This window comes from Kineococcus siccus, assembly GCF_009906795.1.
GTDB classification, from domain to species: domain Bacteria; phylum Actinomycetota; class Actinomycetes; order Actinomycetales; family Kineococcaceae; genus Kineococcus; species Kineococcus siccus.
This window is the reverse complement of record NZ_JAAALN010000028.1, coordinates 1-15412: the sequence shown is the minus strand read 5'-3', so window position 1 is coordinate 15412 and position 15412 is coordinate 1. Positions and strand designations below refer to the sequence as shown.

The following is a 15412-nucleotide window of genomic DNA, read 5'->3' as shown; positions in this document are numbered from 1 at the left end:
GTTGCCGTGTTCCGTCTCGAGGATTCGCCACCACCCCTGGAGGTGGCCTGCTCGTCCTCGGGTTGGACGAGGCGCCTCGGCGGTCAGAACTGACTTCCCACCGTCGCCGGCATGCTCAGTCGGGGAACGTACCCCCGGAGGTTCTTCCCCAACTACGTGATCCGCGCCTCCGTCCCCTCGTCGGGGCTGGATCCTGTCGGCACGAGAGTCTCGGACGCCGCCCGCTTCGACGGACCGATCCCGCGATGCTCGACCAGGCGGTGCAGTGGGTTGCGCGGAACACCCGCCGGAGGATCGCCTTCGGCTCGGACGGACACGGGCGCGACGAGCCGGAGCATCCCCGACTGGCTGTCCGCGAGCTCATCGCCAACGCACTGGTCCACCGCGATGTAGGACCACACGCACTCGGTGAGGCCGTCACCCTGCGACGTTGGGCCGGAGCGGGGGACGGCCGGAGGGTCATCGAGGAGCTGCGGCAGGCGGGCATGACTCCTCCGCGCTTCTTCGACCAGGGCATCCGGTTCGCGGTGAGGGTCCCCCACCACACCCTCCTCCGGCAGCAGGACCTGACGTGGCTGGCCGAGCAGCCTGCGACTCGATGGCTGTCCGACGTGCAGCGGCATGCACTCGTCGAGATGAAGAACGCTGCGGTCTTCACCAACGGCTCGTTCCGGGAGGTGTTCCCCATGGACTCGACTGAAGCCCACCGCGCGCTCCGCGAACTGGTGGACACGGGCTCGGTCGTCCCCGAGGGCGAGAAGCGGGCGCGGCGGTCCCTCTTCGCGGACCGCGGGCACGGTCGAGGTCGAGCCGGCGCGACGGCGAGCGGAGAGGTGCTGACGGCTCGCCAGCTCGATCGGGTCGAGGGGCGCACGACCTCCTCGGGGACGAAGGTCACTCGCAACGGAGACCTCGTCCTCGCGGCCCTGGCAGGGGGGTCTCAGTCTCGGGACGACGTGGTGCGTGCGACAGGGCTGACGCCACGCCAGGTGACCTACGCACTGAGGCTCCTCGTCGAGGGCGAGGTCATCGTGATCGACGGTGGGCCGGGACGTCGCGGCACCACGTACAGGCTGACTGCGGCGACTGCCGACCCGGGTCGGGCGCGACCTTCCTCCGTCGGGTAGAGGCGGCGCACGAGTCACGTCGCGGCGGCCTGCCCTGCCCGAGACCACCTCGGCGTCGACCCGACGCCCGCGGTCGTCACGTGCGCCCCCGCACCCGCGGAACCGTCGCGGCGGTCACCGGTTTCTAGAAGACGCTCAACCCGGTCACCCGCCCGGTCGATGACGGGGGCGTGACGTCGACGCAGCCGCTCTCTGCGCACACGGGGGTCGAGGAGATCGCCGGGTCCGTCGCGGTCGTCTGGACCGGGTCTGCGTCCGTCGTGACGCCCCCCGGCAAGCCACAGAGGGTGACGTGAGCCCGCTGAGAGTGCATGGTGGAGGGATGGGCCCCCGCCGGAACCGCCTGTGGCGCCCGGCGCTGTACTCGGGTCACTTCTCCCTGACCCGCCGCCTCGCGGTGCTCAGCACGCTGCTGCTCGTGGCCCTCGTCGGCGTCGGGGCCGAGGTCACCTCGACCGTCCGCGGCCTGGAGCGGGCCCGGATCGCGCAGGCCGACACCGCCCAGGCGCGGCAGACCGGCCTGGCCCTGCTGGCCCGCTACGTCGACGAGGAGACGGGCCTGCGCGGTTACCAGGTCACGGGTGACGAGATGTTCCTCGACCCCTACACCGACGCGCAGGCGGTCGTGCCCCGGCTCACCCGGCAGCTCGAGCAGGAGGTCGCCCGCACCGGCGAGCGGACCAGCCTCGTCGACGCGGTCGACAGCGCGCACACGCAGTGGCTCCGGTACGCGCGGCAGGAGCTCGCGCGGGTCCCGCTGGCCTCCGCGGGCGGGCCCGTGGCGGGCACGATGTCGACGGCCGGCGGCAAGAACCTCTTCGACACGCTGCGCGACCGCGTCGCGGAGGTCGACGAGGCGCTCGTCGACGCGCAGGCCGTCCAGCAGCAGCGCGTCGCGGCCATGCAGCACCGGCTCGTGGTCGTGCTCGTCGCCTCCCTCGCGGTGCTGCTCGTCGCGGTCGTCGGCGGCTGCGTCCTCATGTGGCGCAGCGTGACCGCGCCCATCGCGCGGCTCGCCCGGGCCACGCGCGCCGTCGCCTCGGGTGACCTCGACGCGCAGATCCACGAGGGCGGGGCGCCCGAGGTCCGCTCGCTCGCGGGCGACGTCCTCGCGATGCGGAACCGCCTCACGGCCGATCTGCACCGCACCGAGGAGGCCGTCAACGCCCTCGTGCAGACGGGCCCGGCCGTCGACGCGCTGCGCCGGGCGCTGCAGCCGTCGGGCCAGCAGGTCGCGGGCGTGGAGGTGGTCGGGCGGCTCGACGCGGCCGAGGGGGTCCTCGCCGGCGACTGGTACGACACCGTCCGCATCGACCGCACGCGCTTCGGCCTCGTCCTCGGCGACGTCGCCGGCCACGGCCCCGTCAGCGCGGTCTTCGCCCTGCGCCTGAAGCACTCGCTCGCGACGGCCCTCGTCGGCGCCCGCAGCCCCGGCGCCGCGCTGACGCAGGTCAGCCGTGAGCTCGGCGACGTCCCGGACGAGCTGTTCGCCACCGTCCTGGTCCTCACCGTGGACACCGCCACCGGCCTGCTGACCTACGCCAGCGCCGGCCACCCCGACGCGCTGCTGCTGCGCGCGGACAGCCACGACCCCGCGCCGCTGCACCCGCGGGAGCGCACCGGGCTGCTCGAGCTCGCCGACGGCAGCCCGCTCAGCTACGTCGAGCTGCCGCCGACGGGCCCGCTGCTGTCGCCCATCGTGAGCGGCTGGGCGTGGGCCGACGTGCAGCACCGCTTCGGCCCGGGCACCTCGCTGCTGGCCTTCACCGACGGCGTCCTCGAGGCCCGCGACTCCGCGGGCGAGGAGTTCGGCGTCGAGAGCGTCCTGCTGACCATCGAGGCCACGGGCACCGCGGACGCCCCCCGGCTGCTCGACGCCATCGTCGCCGCGGCGGTCCGGCACGGGCACCAGGAGCGGCGCGACGACCAGACGCTCGTGCACGTGCGCTCCGTGGAGCGCGGGGTGCCGGGCGTCGTCAGCGGCAGCGCGCGGGCGACGGCACCGCGGCTGCGGTGACCACCGCGAACGCCTCGCGGTCGGCGGCGGTGCGCCCCGCGGTCGCCTCGGCGGGCTCGGCGACGCCGGCCCGGACGAGCTGCGCGTTGACGTCGACGCCGTCGCCCGTGCGCAGGTAGCCCGAACCCCGGACGTCGACGGCCGCGCCCATCGGCAGCAGCCGCATCAGCTCCTCGACGTAGGCGTCGTGGCAGCCCTCGGCCTCGGCGACGCCCGCGAGCGGCACGGCGGAGGGTGCGGCGGCGGGCAGAGCCACGACGGGCACGGGGCCCGCGGACCAGGCCACGACGCGGCCGTCGGCCTCGGGGCTCGGCGAGGGCGTCGCCGCGGGAGAGGCGGTGGGGGACAGCGTCGACGTCGCGGTGGACCACGCGGTGCCGTCACCGCCGATCGTGTCGTCCGCGGCCACGACCTCGACGGCACCCGTGGGGCGCGCGTCCGGGACGGCGGGGACGGGCGCGTCGTGCGGCCACAGCAGCAGCACGGCCGCCCCCGCGGCCACCCCGGTCAGCACGAGGGCGACCCGGCCGCGCGAGAGCGGGACGCCCGCGCCGGCGACGGGCGTGACGGGCACGTGCGGTGCCGCGGCGGCCGCGGGCCAGGGCTCGCTCCACCGCACCATCTCGCCGGGCCCGTCCAGCTCCACGCGCAGGGCGGCCCCGCGGGCGCTGTAGCGCACCTCCACGGCGTCGACCGCCCCGGGCGTCGTGCGGCTGAGGTGCACCGCGGCGACGACCGCCTTGCCGCCGGTGTGCGCGGGGTGACCGGTGCCGCGCACCTTCACGGCGTCACCGGGACGCAGGTCGGCGACCGAGGGGGCGAGCACCTCCTCCCATCGACAGCTCCGGCGCCGGCCTGAGGGGGCCCGACGCGGCCACGACCGCGGCCATGGCCACGACGCCGACGGCCGCGGGGATGCTGCGGTAGGTGAAGAACGCGTGGACCTGGGAGTGGTTGCTGAGCACGACGTACCAGGCGGGCACCACGAGCGCCGGGGCCGCGAGCACGGCCGCGACGAGCAGGCCCTGCGCGCCCGACCGGCGCGCCGCGAGCACGAGCCCCACCACGACGACGACCGCGGCCGCGACCAGCAGCGGGACCGCGGTCACGGTGTGCTGCACCCACCACGTCCAGTTCGCGCCGATCGCGGCGCCGAACTCCTGCGAGACCCCGCCGCCGTCGAGGCGGTACTCGCCGACCTCCGCCACGCGGCGGAACACCCCGGGCCCCTGCACGAGGGCCGCGATGACCCACCGCGACACCCAGGTGATGCCGAACGCCGCGGGCCAGGCCACGCCCGCGGCGAGCACCACCCGCAGCGTCGGCAGCACCCCCGGCCGGGCCCGGTGCGCGACGGCGCCCGCGACCGCCGCGCACAGCGCCCAGCTCATGGGTGGCACCGTCAGCAGGTCGACGTAGCAGAACAGGGCGGCGGCGCCCCCCGCGCCCAGGGCGGCCCCGCGCCACCCGGTGCGGGCCGTGACGGCGGTCAGGGCGACGCCCGCGGCGAGCGCCGCCAGCGAGATGCCGTGGCTGAACGCCGCGGACGGCATGGCGATCGCGTTGGTCGCCGCCGCGACCGGGACGAGCAGCGCGAACGCCGCCGGGGTCCCGGCCCGCCGCGCGAGCGCCACCCCCGCGCCCAGGCACGCGGCGCCGAACAGGCCCGACACGACGAGGCGCAGGCTCGCCACGTCCGTGACCGCGAGCAGCGGCCGGGTCAGGACGGAGTACCCGCTCCAGTAGCGGAAGTACCCCGCGGGCGGGACCAGGCTGCCGCCCGCCGCGAGCAGCTCGATCTCCGCGCGCCCCTGCTCGCACGCGCTCAGCCGCGGGGCGCCCGTCGCGCGGTACCAGACGCTGCGCGGGTCGTCCGGCGACGTCACGCCGTACCCCACGACGACGCACTCGGTGAACCGGTCCGCCGTCCCGCCCACGCCGTCCGGGGCGTACGGCGCGCCGTAGTCCCCGCTGCGCACGGCCGCCGCGAGGGTGTCGATGATCGGCCCGTTCGGCACGGCCTGCGCCGCGACCAGCAGCCCGAGGAACACGCCCTGCAGCAGCAGGAGCCCGACGAGGGCCTTGGCGGCGAAGCGCAGGACCGCCCTCACCGGACGGCCGGCGCCCGCACCGCGGCCACGGCCGCGCCCGGGACCGCGTGCACCGCGGGGTGCTGCAGGTAGGCCAGCCGCGACGCCTCGTCGGAGGCGCGGTGCACGGCGTCGAGGATCACCCCCACCGCGGTCACGAGGACGGCGACGAGCACGAGGCCCGTGGCGAGGATCGCCGTCGGGAACCGCGGCACCAGCCCCGTCTCGAGGAACTCCAGCACGACCGGCAGCCCGAGCGCGAGGGCCACCGCGACGAGGAGCGCGCCCGTCAGCGCGTGCACGAGCAGGGGACGCTCGTAGCGCGCCAGCCGCGCGATCCAGCTGAGGATGCGCCAGCCGTCGCGGTACGTGCGCAGCTTGCTCTCGCTGCCCTCGGCGCGGTCGCGGAAACCCACCGGCACCTCGCGCTGCGGGACGCGGAGGTTCACGGCGTGGACCGTCAGCTCCGTCTCGACCTCGAAACCCCGGGAGATCGCGGGGAACGACTTCACGAACCGCCGGGACATCACCCGGAACCCGCTGAGCATGTCGGTCACCGGGGTCCCGAACACCCTGCTCACCACCGTGTTCAGGGCGCGGTTGCCCGCCGCGTGGCCCCGCCGGTACGCCGTGAGCGTGCCGGCCTCGCGCACGCCGACGACGTGGTCGAGGCCCTCGTCCAGCAGCAGCTGCAGCAGGTCCCCGGCCGCCGAGGCGTCGTAGGTGTCGTCGCCGTCGATCAGGACGTAGGTGTCGGCCTCCACGTCGGCGAACGCGCGGCGGATGACGTTGCCCTTGCCGGGCCGCGGTTCGCGGCGCACCACCGCCCCGTGCGCACGGGCGACGTCCGCGGTGCGGTCGGTGCTGCCGTTGTCGTAGACGTAGACGACGGCGGTCGGCAGGGCGGCGCGGAGGTCGTCGACGACCTTGCCCACGGCGGCGGCCTCGTCGAGGCACGGCACGATGACCGCGACCCGGCCGCCCGGCCGGAACTGGGGGTCCTCGGGCATGGGGGGGACCTTAGCCGGGGCGGTCCGCCCCGTGAGACGGTCGGGACGTGTCCGCCGTGAGCACGCCCGTGCGGACCGGGCGCCTGACGAGCCTGGACGTCGTGCGCGGGGCGATGCTCGTCGTGAGCGTCGCCGTCAACAGCCTCCTCGTCACCCCCGAGTGGTTCGAGCACGCGACGTGGACCGGGGTGCACGGCCTGGACCTCGTGTTCCCCGTGTTCGTGACCCTCACGGGCTGCGGGCTCGCGTTCGCGATGCACCGGCGCACCGACGTAGGCGGGCTCGTGCGCCGCGTCCTCGTGCTCGTCACCGCGGGCCTGCTCTACAACGCGCTGGTGCTGGACCGCTGGGACCTCGCGACCTGGCGGCTGCCCGGCGTCCTGCAGCTGTACGCCGCCGTGGTCGCCGTCGTGGCGCTGGGCCACCTGCTGACCCGCGGCTGGCGGGGCTGGGCGCTCGCGACCGTGCTCCTCGCCGCCGCCCACACGACCCTGCTGGCCGCGTGGGCCACGACCTGCCCGCAGGGCGCCCTGACGCCGGGCTGCAACCCGTCCGGCACCGTCGACGTGGCCGTCTTCGGCGCCCCGCACGTCTACGCCCTCGGGGTGCTCGGCCACGACCCGGAGGGGCTCGTCGCCGTCCTGGGGGCCCTCGTCAGCGCGGCCGCCGGGGCGAGCGTCGGGCACCTCCTGCTGGCCGTGCGCGACGCCGGCCGGCCACCGCGCGCCGCCGTGCTGCCGGTCGCGGCGCTCGCGCTCGGGGCGGCCGGGCTGGCCTGGGCGGCGGCGACCGTCCCGGGGCTGCTCACCGGCACCGACGTGCCCGCGATGAAGCGGCTGTGGACCGCGCCGTTCTCCCTGTCGGTCGCGGCGGGGGTGGCCGTCGTGCTCCTGCTCGTCCACCTCGCGCTCGACCGCCCCGGCACGACCGCCCCGCTGCGGGCCGCGACCTGGCCGCTGCTCGCCCTGGGCCGCAACAGCCTCCTCGTCTACTTCGGGTCCCACGTCGTGATGTCGCTGCTGCTCCGGGCCGTCGATGCCGACGGGCGGTCGGCCGCCGAGCGGGTGGCGGCCGCGGTGGCCGTCGGCGGGGCCGAGCAGGCGTCGTTCACGGTCCTCGCGGTGCTCGCCTGGACGGCGCTCGCCGGTGTGCTGCACCGGTTCCGCATCTACCTGCGGCCCTGATCCGGAGGGTGCCCGCAGCCGTCCGGGTGGTTCTCCCGGATTCGGGTGACGGGGACTGGACGCACTGTCAGGATGCGCTCGTGGGCGCGGCAGCGTCGCCGCGCTCCGCTCGTCGTCTCGGAGGGACCCCGTGCTCCGCAGTGCCGTCCGCAGCCTCCCCCGGCTGGCCGCGCCCGTCCTCGCCACCGCCCTCGCGCTCGCCGCGGCCCCGCCGGCCGCGGCGACCGAGCGCCAGACCCTCACCCCCGTCTGCGCCATCGCCCTGCCGATCGCGCACCCCGGGTGCGCCGCCGGGCGCACCTACGCGGGGGCGGAGCTGCCCGACCCCGCCAACTACCTCACCGAGCTGCGCGGACCCGACCGCTGGAGCACCGCCGCGCTCGTCGCCGAGGCGGGCTTCCCGCAGGCCGACGTCGCCGTCCTCGTCAGCGGGGACGACGACCACCTCGTCGACGCGCTGTCGGCGGGCCCGCTGGCCCGCACCCTGGCCGCACCGCTCCTGCTCGCCGCGGCCGACCGGGTCCCCGCCGCCACCGCCGAGTTCCTGACCCGGCACGCCGTGTCCGCGGTGCTCGTCGTCGGCGGCCCCTCCTCCCTCGACGCCGGCACCGAGGACCGGCTGCGCGCGCTCGGCGTGCGCAGCGTGGGGCGCGTCGCGGGCGACGACCGGTACGCCACCTCGCGGGCCGTCGCCGCCCTCCTGCCGCCCGCGCCGCACGCCTGGGTCGCCGCCGGCAGCGACGCCCACCGCGTCGACGCGCTCGCCGCGAGCGGGCCGGCGGCGGGCCTCGGGCAACCCGTGCTGCTCGTGCCCGGGGACGGCGACGTCGGCGCCACGGCCGAGGCCCTGCGCGCCTCGGGAGCCACGTCGGCGTCGGTCGTCGGCGGCCCGGGCGCCGTGTCCGAGGCGGTGCTCTCGCAGTTCAGCGGCGCGACGCGCGTCGCGGGCGCCGACCGCTTCGGCACCGCGGCCGCCGCGGCGCTGGAGGGCGTGCGGCGCGGGCTGCCCGCCGGGGACGTCGTCATCGCGCCCGGCGGCGACGACCACCTCGTCGACGCGCTCGCGGCCTCCCCCCTGGGCCGGCCCACGCTGCTGCTGGTCGACACGCCCGCGTCCTACGACGTCATCGAGGCCTGGTGGAGCCTGAACGGCTCGACCCGCACGACGGCCGTGGGGCCGGTGCGGCTGAGCGGGTGACGCGGGGGGTGACCGGTGCCGCGCGCGCTCAAGGTCGGGCGCGGACGTGCCGATCCCCCCGGTGACCGTGGTCACCGCCGGGGCGACCACCGAACCCCCGGGAGACCCGTGTCCACGCCCGACGCCACCCCGACCGGCACGCAGGCCCCCGCGCGCGGCGCGCAGACCGTCGCCCCCGTGCAGGCCTCCGCGCTGGAGTTCGCCGCCTCGATCCTCGGCGACGGCGGCTACGTCCCCGAGCGCCGGCTCGGGGCCGCCCTGACCGCCGGCGGCCGGGGGCAGGACGCGCTCGTCGTGCCGCCCGTCGTCGAGCCCGTCGTCGAGCCGGAGCCCCGCCTCGGGTTCTTCGCGCGCCTCTGGCGCCGCATCGTCGGCGGCTGAGGCCGCCGGGCGGCTGGTTGGATGCAGCGGTGACCAGCCGCCCCGAGCCCTCCGTCGTCGTCGTCGGCAGCGCCAACCTCGACGTCGTCCTCCGCGTCAGCGCGGTCCCCCGCGCGGGGGAGACGGTGCTCGCGCACGGCACGGCCCGCGGCGCCGGCGGCAAGGGGCTCAACCAGGCCGTCGCCGTCGCCCGCGCCGGCGCGGCGTGCACCTTCGTGGCCGCCGTCGGCGACGACGAGGCGGGCCGCGACCTGACGCGGACCATGCAGGCCGACGGCATCGACGTCGACCACCTGCGCACCTCCGCAGAGCCCACGGGCACGGCGCACATCGCGGTCCAGGACGACGGCGACAACGCCATCGTCGTGGCGGCCGGCGCCAACGCGACGTTGCGCGCGCTGACCGACGCCGACCGCGCGCTGCTCGCCGCCGCGACCGTGCTCGTCGCGCAGCTGGAGGTGCCGCTCGAGGTCGTGACGGCCGCCGCGCGCGCCGCGGCCACCGCGACCGTCGTGCTCAACGCGGCCCCCGCGAGGGTCCTGCCGGCGCCGCTGCTCGACGCCGTCGACGTGCTGGTCGTCAACGAGCACGAGGCCCTCGTGGTCTCGGGGCTCACCGCGCCGGCCGGCGCCGACGTCGCGGCCGACCCCGGGCTGCAGCAGCAGGTGCTCGACGCGCTGCTCGAGGTCGTGCCCGCCGTGGTGCTCACCCTGGGCGGCCGGGGCGCGCGCTACGCCGCGCGCGGCGGGACCGGCGGCGAGGTGGCCGCGCCCCGCGTCCAGGTCGTCGACACGACGGGCGCCGGGGACACGGCCGTGGGCTACCTGGCCGCCGCCCTGGCCGCGGGGGAACCGCTCGGCGCCGCCGTCGCCCACGCCGTCGCCGCGGGGTCCCTGGCCGTGGAGACGGCCGGCGCGGTGCCCTCCGTGCCGCACCGGGCCCAGGTGCTCGCTCGGCTGCCGCGGTGACGCGTGCCCGCGCCCTCGTTCCCGGGCTCGCCCTCGTCGTCGCCGCCACCCTGCTCGCCTTCGGCGTCCAGGGGCTCGTCCCGGCCGTCACGGCCTCGACCGTCGCGGTGGTGCTGGGGGCGCTCGTGCGCAGCACCGGCCTGCACCGGCCCGCGTTCGCGCCCGCGACGAAGCTCGTCTCCAAGCGCGTGCTGCGCATCGCCGTCGTCCTGCTCGGGCTGAGCCTGCCGCTGTCGCAGGTCCGCGACCTCGGGGCCGCCGGCGTCGTGCTCGTCGTCGGGGTCGTCGTCGTCACGTTCCTCGGGACCCAGCTGCTCGGCCGGCTGCTCGGGCTGTCCGCCGACCGGAGCCTGCTGGTGGCGACGGGCTTCTCCATCTGCGGGGCGTCCGCCATCGCGGCGGTGCGGCCCGCGACCGACGCCGACGAGGAGGACACGACCACGGCGATCGCCCTGGTCACCCTGTGCGGGAGCCTCGCGATCCTCCTGCTGCCGCTGCTGCGCACCCCGCTGGGCCTGGACGTGCACTCCTTCGGCGCCTGGGCAGGGGCCAGCGTCCACGACGTCGGCCAGGCCGTCGCGACCGGCGACCGCGTGCCCGGCGCCCTGACCACCGTGGTCGTCGTGAAGCTCAGCCGGGTCCTGCTGCTCGCGCCCCTCGTCGCGCTCGTGGCCCTGCGCCGCCGCCGCGCAGCGGGCGCCGCGGGCGCGCCGCTGCCGCCCGTGCTGCCGCTGTTCGTGGCCGGGTTCGTGGCCGCGGTGCTGCTGCGCTCCAGCGGTGTGCTGCCGGCCGGGCTCCTCGACGGCGCGCAGCACGTGCAGGAGGTGCTGCTCGTCGGTGCCCTGTTCGGCCTGGGCACGGGGATCGACCTGCCGCGCCTGCTGCGCACCGGCCGCCGCTCCATCGCTCTGGGGCTGCTGTCGTGGCTGCTCGTCGCCGCCGTCGCGCTGGCCGGGGTCAAGGCGCTCGGCATCTGAGCTGACAGTTCCGCTGCACCGAAGGCCTCGACCGGCCCTCTCCGGGCCCTTCCGGGCGCTTGCGTGCAGCGGAACTGTCAGCCTGTGGACGACGGCGGTCGTCGTGCGCCGCGCCGCGGCACGGTTCCCCGGTGGACCCCGTGCTCGCGCTCTCCGTCCGCGGTGGCAGCGCCCGCTGGAGCGACCTCAGCCGCGACGTCGCCCGCGGCACCCGCTGCCTGCCCCTCGTCGAGGCGGTCGTGCTGCTGGACGGGCTGCTGCGCGACGGCGTCCTCGACGCCGCCGACCTCGAGGCCGTCGCCGCGGACCTGCCGTCGCGCTTCCCGCACCGGCGCGCCTTCGCCCTCGTCGACCCGCGCGCCGAGTCGGTCCTGGAGTCCGCGGTCCGGGTGGGCTGCGTGCTCGCCGGGCTCGACGTCGCGAGCCAGGTCCGCCTCGCCGGCGTCGGGCGTGCGGACCTGCTGGTGGAGGGCTGGCTGGTGGTGGAGACCGACGGTCGCGAGCACCACGGCGGGGCCTTCGCCGAGGACCGCCGCCGGGCTGAGGCCGCGGACGTCTGCAAGGGTGTGGCGCACCCGACGAGAGGATGATCACCGATGTCCGACAACCCCGCCGTGCACCTCGGCCCCGACCAGCGCGAGGACCTCGCCGACGCGGTCCGCCGGGGCGGGGGACGGCTCGTGGAGCTCGCGGACGCCGAGGCCGTCGTGTGGGCGGGGGGTGCGAGCACGTTCCCCGACGGCCTGCCGGAGTCGGTGCGCTGGGTGCAGCTGCCGTCGGCGGGCATCGAGAGCTGGATCGAGGCCGGGACGATCGACGAGTCCCGCACCTGGACCTCCGCCGTCGGCGCCTACTCCGACGTCGTCGCCGAGCACGCCGTCGCCCTCCTGCTGGCCGGCGTCCGCGGCATCGTCGGCTCCGCGCGCGCCACGCGCTGGCTGCCCGACGAGGTCGGCCCGCCGCAGTCGACGCTCAAGGGCGCGACCGTCGCGATCGTCGGTGCGGGCGGGATCGGGCGCGCCATGGTCCCCGCGCTGACGGCGCTCGGCGCGGAGGTCGTCGCCGTGACCCGGCGGGGGCTGCCCGTCGAGGGCGCCGTGGACACGCTGCCCGCCGACCGCGTCTCGGAGGTGTTCGACCGGGCCGACCACGTCATCGTGGCCGCGCCCGCGACGTCGGAGACCAAGGCCCTCGTGGGCGCGGACGAGCTCGCCGCCATCGGCGCCCGCGGCTGGCTCGTCAACATCGCGCGCGGCTCGCTCGTCGACACCGACGCGCTGGTCGAGGCGCTGCAGGACGGCACCCTGGGCGGCGCCGCCCTCGACGTCACCGACCCCGAGCCCCTGCCCGACGGCCACCCGCTGTGGACGGCGCCCAACGTGCTCATCACCCCCCACGTCGCCAACCCCGCGCACCTGCAGGGCGGCGCGCTCGCGGACCGCGTCGAGGACAACGTCCGCCGCTTCGCCGCGGGCGAGGACCTGGAGGGCGTCGTCGACCTGAGCCGGGGCTACTGACCGCCGGCCGTGCAGACGTTCCTCCCGTACCCGAGCCTGGCGCGCTCGGCCGCCGTGCTCGACGCACCGCGGCTGGGCAAGCAGCGCGTGGAGACCCTGCAGATCCTCCGCGCGCTCGAACTGCCCGACTACGGCTGGTCCAGCCACCCCGCCGTGCTCATGTGGCGCGGGTGCACGCCCGCGCTCGTCGCGTACGGGCTGGCGTGCGTCGAGGCGTGGACCGCGCCGGGCCGCGCCGACTCGACGGGACCGCTGATCGCGGAGTTCGCCCCCGAGGTGGTCGGGCTGAGCGAGGAGGAACTCCTCGCCGACCGCCTCCTGCCGTCGTGGTGGGGTGACGACGCCGTGCACCGCAGCCACCGGTCGGCGCTGCTGCGCAAGGACCCGGCGTTCTACGGGCCCGTGTTCGGCGGCGAGCCCGACGACCTGCCCTACGTCTGGCCGGACCCGCCCGAGGTCCCGGAGCGGCCCGCGCTCGACGGCCGCCGGCTGTGGGTCGTCCGCCCGGCCACGCCCGCGGCGCTCGCGGAGTTCCTCACCGTGGGCGTCGTGGGCCTGGGGACGGAGTCGGGGATCGACGTGGACGTGCGCGGGGCGGCGGAGGGCGCGACGCTGCGGGACCTGCTCAAGGAGGTCGCCCCCGGCAAGCGGCCGGGCAAGGCGCTGCGGGTGCTGGACGCCTTCGTCCACGACGTCCGGCCGGGCGACGACGTGGCCCTGCCGATCGAGGGCGAGCGGGCCCTGCTGGTCGGCGAGGTGCTCGGGGAGTACGAGTTCGCGCCGCACGCGGGTGCCGGCGCCCGCCACCGGCGCCGGGTCCGCTGGGGCGGTCGCGCTGTGCGGGCCGCCGTGAGACCGCCTGCGGCGCTGCAGGACCCGCGGGCCCTGTTCCGGGTGACGCTCGCCTCGTGACCCCCACCCGCGAACCCGGGGCAGGGCTCAGCGGTAGGTGACGACCGCGCGGCCCGTGGCGGCGACGACCGTGATCGAGCCGCCCGCGAACTCCTGGCGCAGACCGCCGGGGACGCCGCGCTCCTCCTCGCGCGGGTAGCCGAGACGCCCGCGCTCCCAGCCGGTCGCGGCCCACGCGTCGCGCAGCGCCCCGCGCACCACCTGCGGTCCCGTGGCGGGGCTCCAGTAGACCGAGCCGCCCTCGAAAACGGCGAACGCACCGCCCGCCAGGGGCGTCTCGCTCGTGGCCGGGTAGCCGAGGAACCCGTTCTCCCAGCCGGTGCGGGCGTAGCGGTCGAGGATCGCGCCGCGCAGCGCGCGGGTGCCCGTCGCCGGCGTCCGGTAGACGAGGCCACCGGTGAACCGCTGGACGGCGCCCCCGCCGCGCGTGCCGATCTCCTCCGAGGAGGGGAAGCCCAGCCACGAGCGCTCCCAGCCCAGCGCCGCCCAGGTGTCCCGCACCGGGCCGCGCACGACCTGCGCCCCCGTGGTGGGGCTCCAGTAGACCGACCCGCCCTGGAAGTGCACGAAGGCGCCACCCGGGATCGCGGTGTCCGACGTGGTCGGGTAGCCGAGGAACCCGTTCTCCCAGCCCGCCCGCGCGTACCGGTCGGCGATCGCGCCGCGGATCGCGGTGGCGCCCGTGGCGGGTGAGGAGTAGGCGAGGCCGCCCGAGAAGCGCTGCACGACGCCGCCGTCGCGCAGCCCGATCGGCGCGGACACGGGCCGGCCGAGCCACGACGACGGCCCGCCGAGGGAGGAGTAGAGGGTGCTCAGGGGGGCGGCCACGGGTTCGGGCGAGCGCACGGCGGCGACGGCGGCCGCGACGTCGAGCAGGCCCGTGCCGTAGCCCGCGGGCCAGCTGCTCTGCGGCCGAGCCGTGCTGCGCAGCAGCGACTCCACCGCGGCCACGGGGGTCGTCGGGGCCACCGAGCGCACGAGAGCCGCTGCGGCGGAGACCATCGGCGCCGAGAACGAGGTTCCCGCGGCGAGCGCGTAGCGGTGGCCCTGCGCGGCGGGCAAGCCCACGACGACGGCCGACCCGGGGGCGCTGAGGTCCACGGTGTCGCCGTGCTCGGCCCACGCCTGCGCCCCCGCGGCGTCGCCCGAGGACACCGACACCACGCCCGGGTAGGCCGCGGGGTACTCCACCGGGTTGCCGCACTCGTCGCGCTGCCCCGGGGCGCACGGCGAGCCGTAGTTCCCCGCCGAGGCCACGACGACGGAACCCCGGCCGATCGCGTACTCGACGGCGCGCTGGACGACGGGGGAGGCGTCGGGCCCGCCGAGGGAGAGGTTGATGACGGCGGCGCCGCGGTCGGCGGCGTAGGTGATGCCGTTGGCGATCGCGGAGCTCGGGCAGCCGTCGGGTGCGCACACGCGCACCGCCAGGACCGAGGCGCCGGGGGCGACGCCGGCCGCGCCGACGCCGTTGTCGCGGGCCCCCGCGACGACCGTCGCGACCATCGTGCCGTGCTCGCCGATGTCGCCGCCCTCGGCGAAGTTCGCGCCCACAGTCACCCGGCCGGCGAGGTCGGGCTGGTTCGGGTCGACGCCGGAGTCGAGGACCGCGACGAGCGTCCCCGCGCCCGTCGTCGTCGGCCACGCGGCGGGTGCGCGCACGGCGGCGAGGTGGGTGGCGCGGCCGATCAGCGGGTCGACGGCCGCCGGCCGCGCCACCGCGGTGAGCCGGTAGCCGGTGAGCTGGTACGTCGTCTCGACGGACGCGACGGCGACGCCCGGGTCGTCGTCGAGCCGGTCCACGAGGCGGCGGGCGCTCGCGCCGTCGGGGACGGTCACGGACTGCACGTGGGGCGTCCCGGCGCGGTAGCGCAGGACGTCGACGACCACGCCGTCCCCCGTGGACGCGGACGAGGGTGCGGGTGCGGCGGCGGCCCCCCCGGCGAGCAGCACGACGACGAGGGGGGCGGCACCCGTCGCGGCGAGGAGCCGCCCGAGCGTGCGGGGGGACGGGGTCACGGGGGAGCTCCC

General features: G+C 77.1%; 14 protein-coding genes. 10 read left to right on the top strand and 4 right to left on the bottom strand.

Annotated elements, in window-relative coordinates; genetic code table 11:
• The first annotated feature begins 245 nt into the window (after nucleotides 1-245).
• Both GTR02_RS05720 and GTR02_RS05715 read left to right on the top strand, forming a co-directional pair.
• A complete protein-coding gene (locus GTR02_RS05720) occupies nucleotides 246-1127 on the top strand; it encodes a hypothetical protein (RefSeq protein ID WP_166606516.1) in 882 nt (293 codons plus the stop codon).
• A 322-nt stretch (nucleotides 1128-1449) separates the two neighbouring features.
• Nucleotides 1450-3144 carry a PP2C family protein-serine/threonine phosphatase gene (locus GTR02_RS05715; protein ID WP_166606515.1) on the top strand — a complete coding sequence of 565 codons (1695 nt, stop codon included), beginning with the start codon at nucleotides 1450-1452 and terminating at the stop codon, nucleotides 3142-3144.
• Here GTR02_RS05715 and GTR02_RS05710 read toward each other — a convergent pair.
• Genes GTR02_RS05710 through GTR02_RS05700 form a run of 3 tightly spaced genes read right to left on the bottom strand, consistent with a single transcriptional unit; the run spans nucleotide 3104 to nucleotide 6244 of the window.
• Nucleotides 3104-3970 carry a hypothetical protein gene (locus GTR02_RS05710; protein ID WP_166606514.1) on the bottom strand — a complete coding sequence of 289 codons (867 nt, stop codon included), beginning with the start codon at nucleotides 3968-3970 and terminating at the stop codon, nucleotides 3104-3106. The genes GTR02_RS05715 and GTR02_RS05710 overlap by 41 nt on opposite strands.
• Nucleotides 3933-5255 (bottom strand): hypothetical protein, encoded by a 1323-nt coding sequence (locus tag GTR02_RS05705; RefSeq protein WP_166606513.1) that lies wholly within the window; start codon nucleotides 5253-5255, stop codon nucleotides 3933-3935. Before GTR02_RS05705 ends, GTR02_RS05710 begins: the two co-directional genes overlap by 38 nt.
• Complete coding sequence (locus tag GTR02_RS05700) at nucleotides 5252-6244, bottom strand: glycosyltransferase (protein ID WP_166606512.1); 993 nt, start codon at nucleotides 6242-6244, stop codon at nucleotides 5252-5254. Before GTR02_RS05700 ends, GTR02_RS05705 begins: the two co-directional genes overlap by 4 nt.
• Nucleotides 6245-6300: 56 nt before the next feature.
• Here GTR02_RS05700 and GTR02_RS05695 point away from each other — a divergent pair, with 56 nt between their 5' ends.
• The 8 genes from GTR02_RS05695 (at nucleotide 6301) to GTR02_RS05660 (ending at nucleotide 13381) form a co-directional block, all read left to right on the top strand.
• A complete protein-coding gene (locus GTR02_RS05695) occupies nucleotides 6301-7428 on the top strand; it encodes a heparan-alpha-glucosaminide N-acetyltransferase domain-containing protein (RefSeq protein ID WP_166606511.1) in 1128 nt (375 codons plus the stop codon).
• Between the two features lie 130 nt (nucleotides 7429-7558).
• Nucleotides 7559-8626, top strand: coding sequence for a cell wall-binding repeat-containing protein (locus GTR02_RS05690; RefSeq protein ID WP_166606510.1), 1068 nt, complete (start codon nucleotides 7559-7561; stop codon nucleotides 8624-8626).
• Nucleotides 8627-8734: 108 nt separating this feature from the next.
• Nucleotides 8735-9007, top strand: a complete 273-nt coding sequence (locus tag GTR02_RS05685) for a hypothetical protein (RefSeq protein ID WP_166606509.1) — start codon at nucleotides 8735-8737, stop codon at nucleotides 9005-9007.
• 29 nt (nucleotides 9008-9036) lie between these two features.
• Nucleotides 9037-9975 (top strand): PfkB family carbohydrate kinase, encoded by a 939-nt coding sequence (locus GTR02_RS05680; RefSeq protein ID WP_166606508.1) that lies wholly within the window; start codon nucleotides 9037-9039, stop codon nucleotides 9973-9975.
• Nucleotides 9972-10952, top strand: a complete 981-nt coding sequence (locus GTR02_RS05675; protein ID WP_166606507.1) for a putative sulfate exporter family transporter — start codon at nucleotides 9972-9974, stop codon at nucleotides 10950-10952. Before GTR02_RS05680 ends, GTR02_RS05675 begins: the two co-directional genes overlap by 4 nt.
• A gap of 131 nt (nucleotides 10953-11083) precedes the next feature.
• Nucleotides 11084-11542: a GxxExxY protein gene (locus GTR02_RS05670; RefSeq protein WP_166606506.1), complete on the top strand. Its 459-nt coding sequence runs from the start codon at nucleotides 11084-11086 to the stop codon at nucleotides 11540-11542.
• Nucleotides 11543-11548: 6 nt separating this feature from the next.
• Complete coding sequence (locus tag GTR02_RS05665) at nucleotides 11549-12469, top strand: D-isomer specific 2-hydroxyacid dehydrogenase family protein (RefSeq protein ID WP_166606505.1); 921 nt, start codon at nucleotides 11549-11551, stop codon at nucleotides 12467-12469.
• A gap of 9 nt (nucleotides 12470-12478) precedes the next feature.
• Nucleotides 12479-13381, top strand: a complete 903-nt coding sequence (locus GTR02_RS05660) for an MSMEG_6728 family protein (protein WP_166606504.1) — start codon at nucleotides 12479-12481, stop codon at nucleotides 13379-13381.
• A 27-nt stretch (nucleotides 13382-13408) separates the two neighbouring features.
• Here GTR02_RS05660 and GTR02_RS05655 read toward each other — a convergent pair.
• Nucleotides 13409-15412 (bottom strand): S8 family serine peptidase (locus tag GTR02_RS05655; protein WP_205708707.1); only part of this gene is annotated, 2004 nt, incomplete at its 5' end.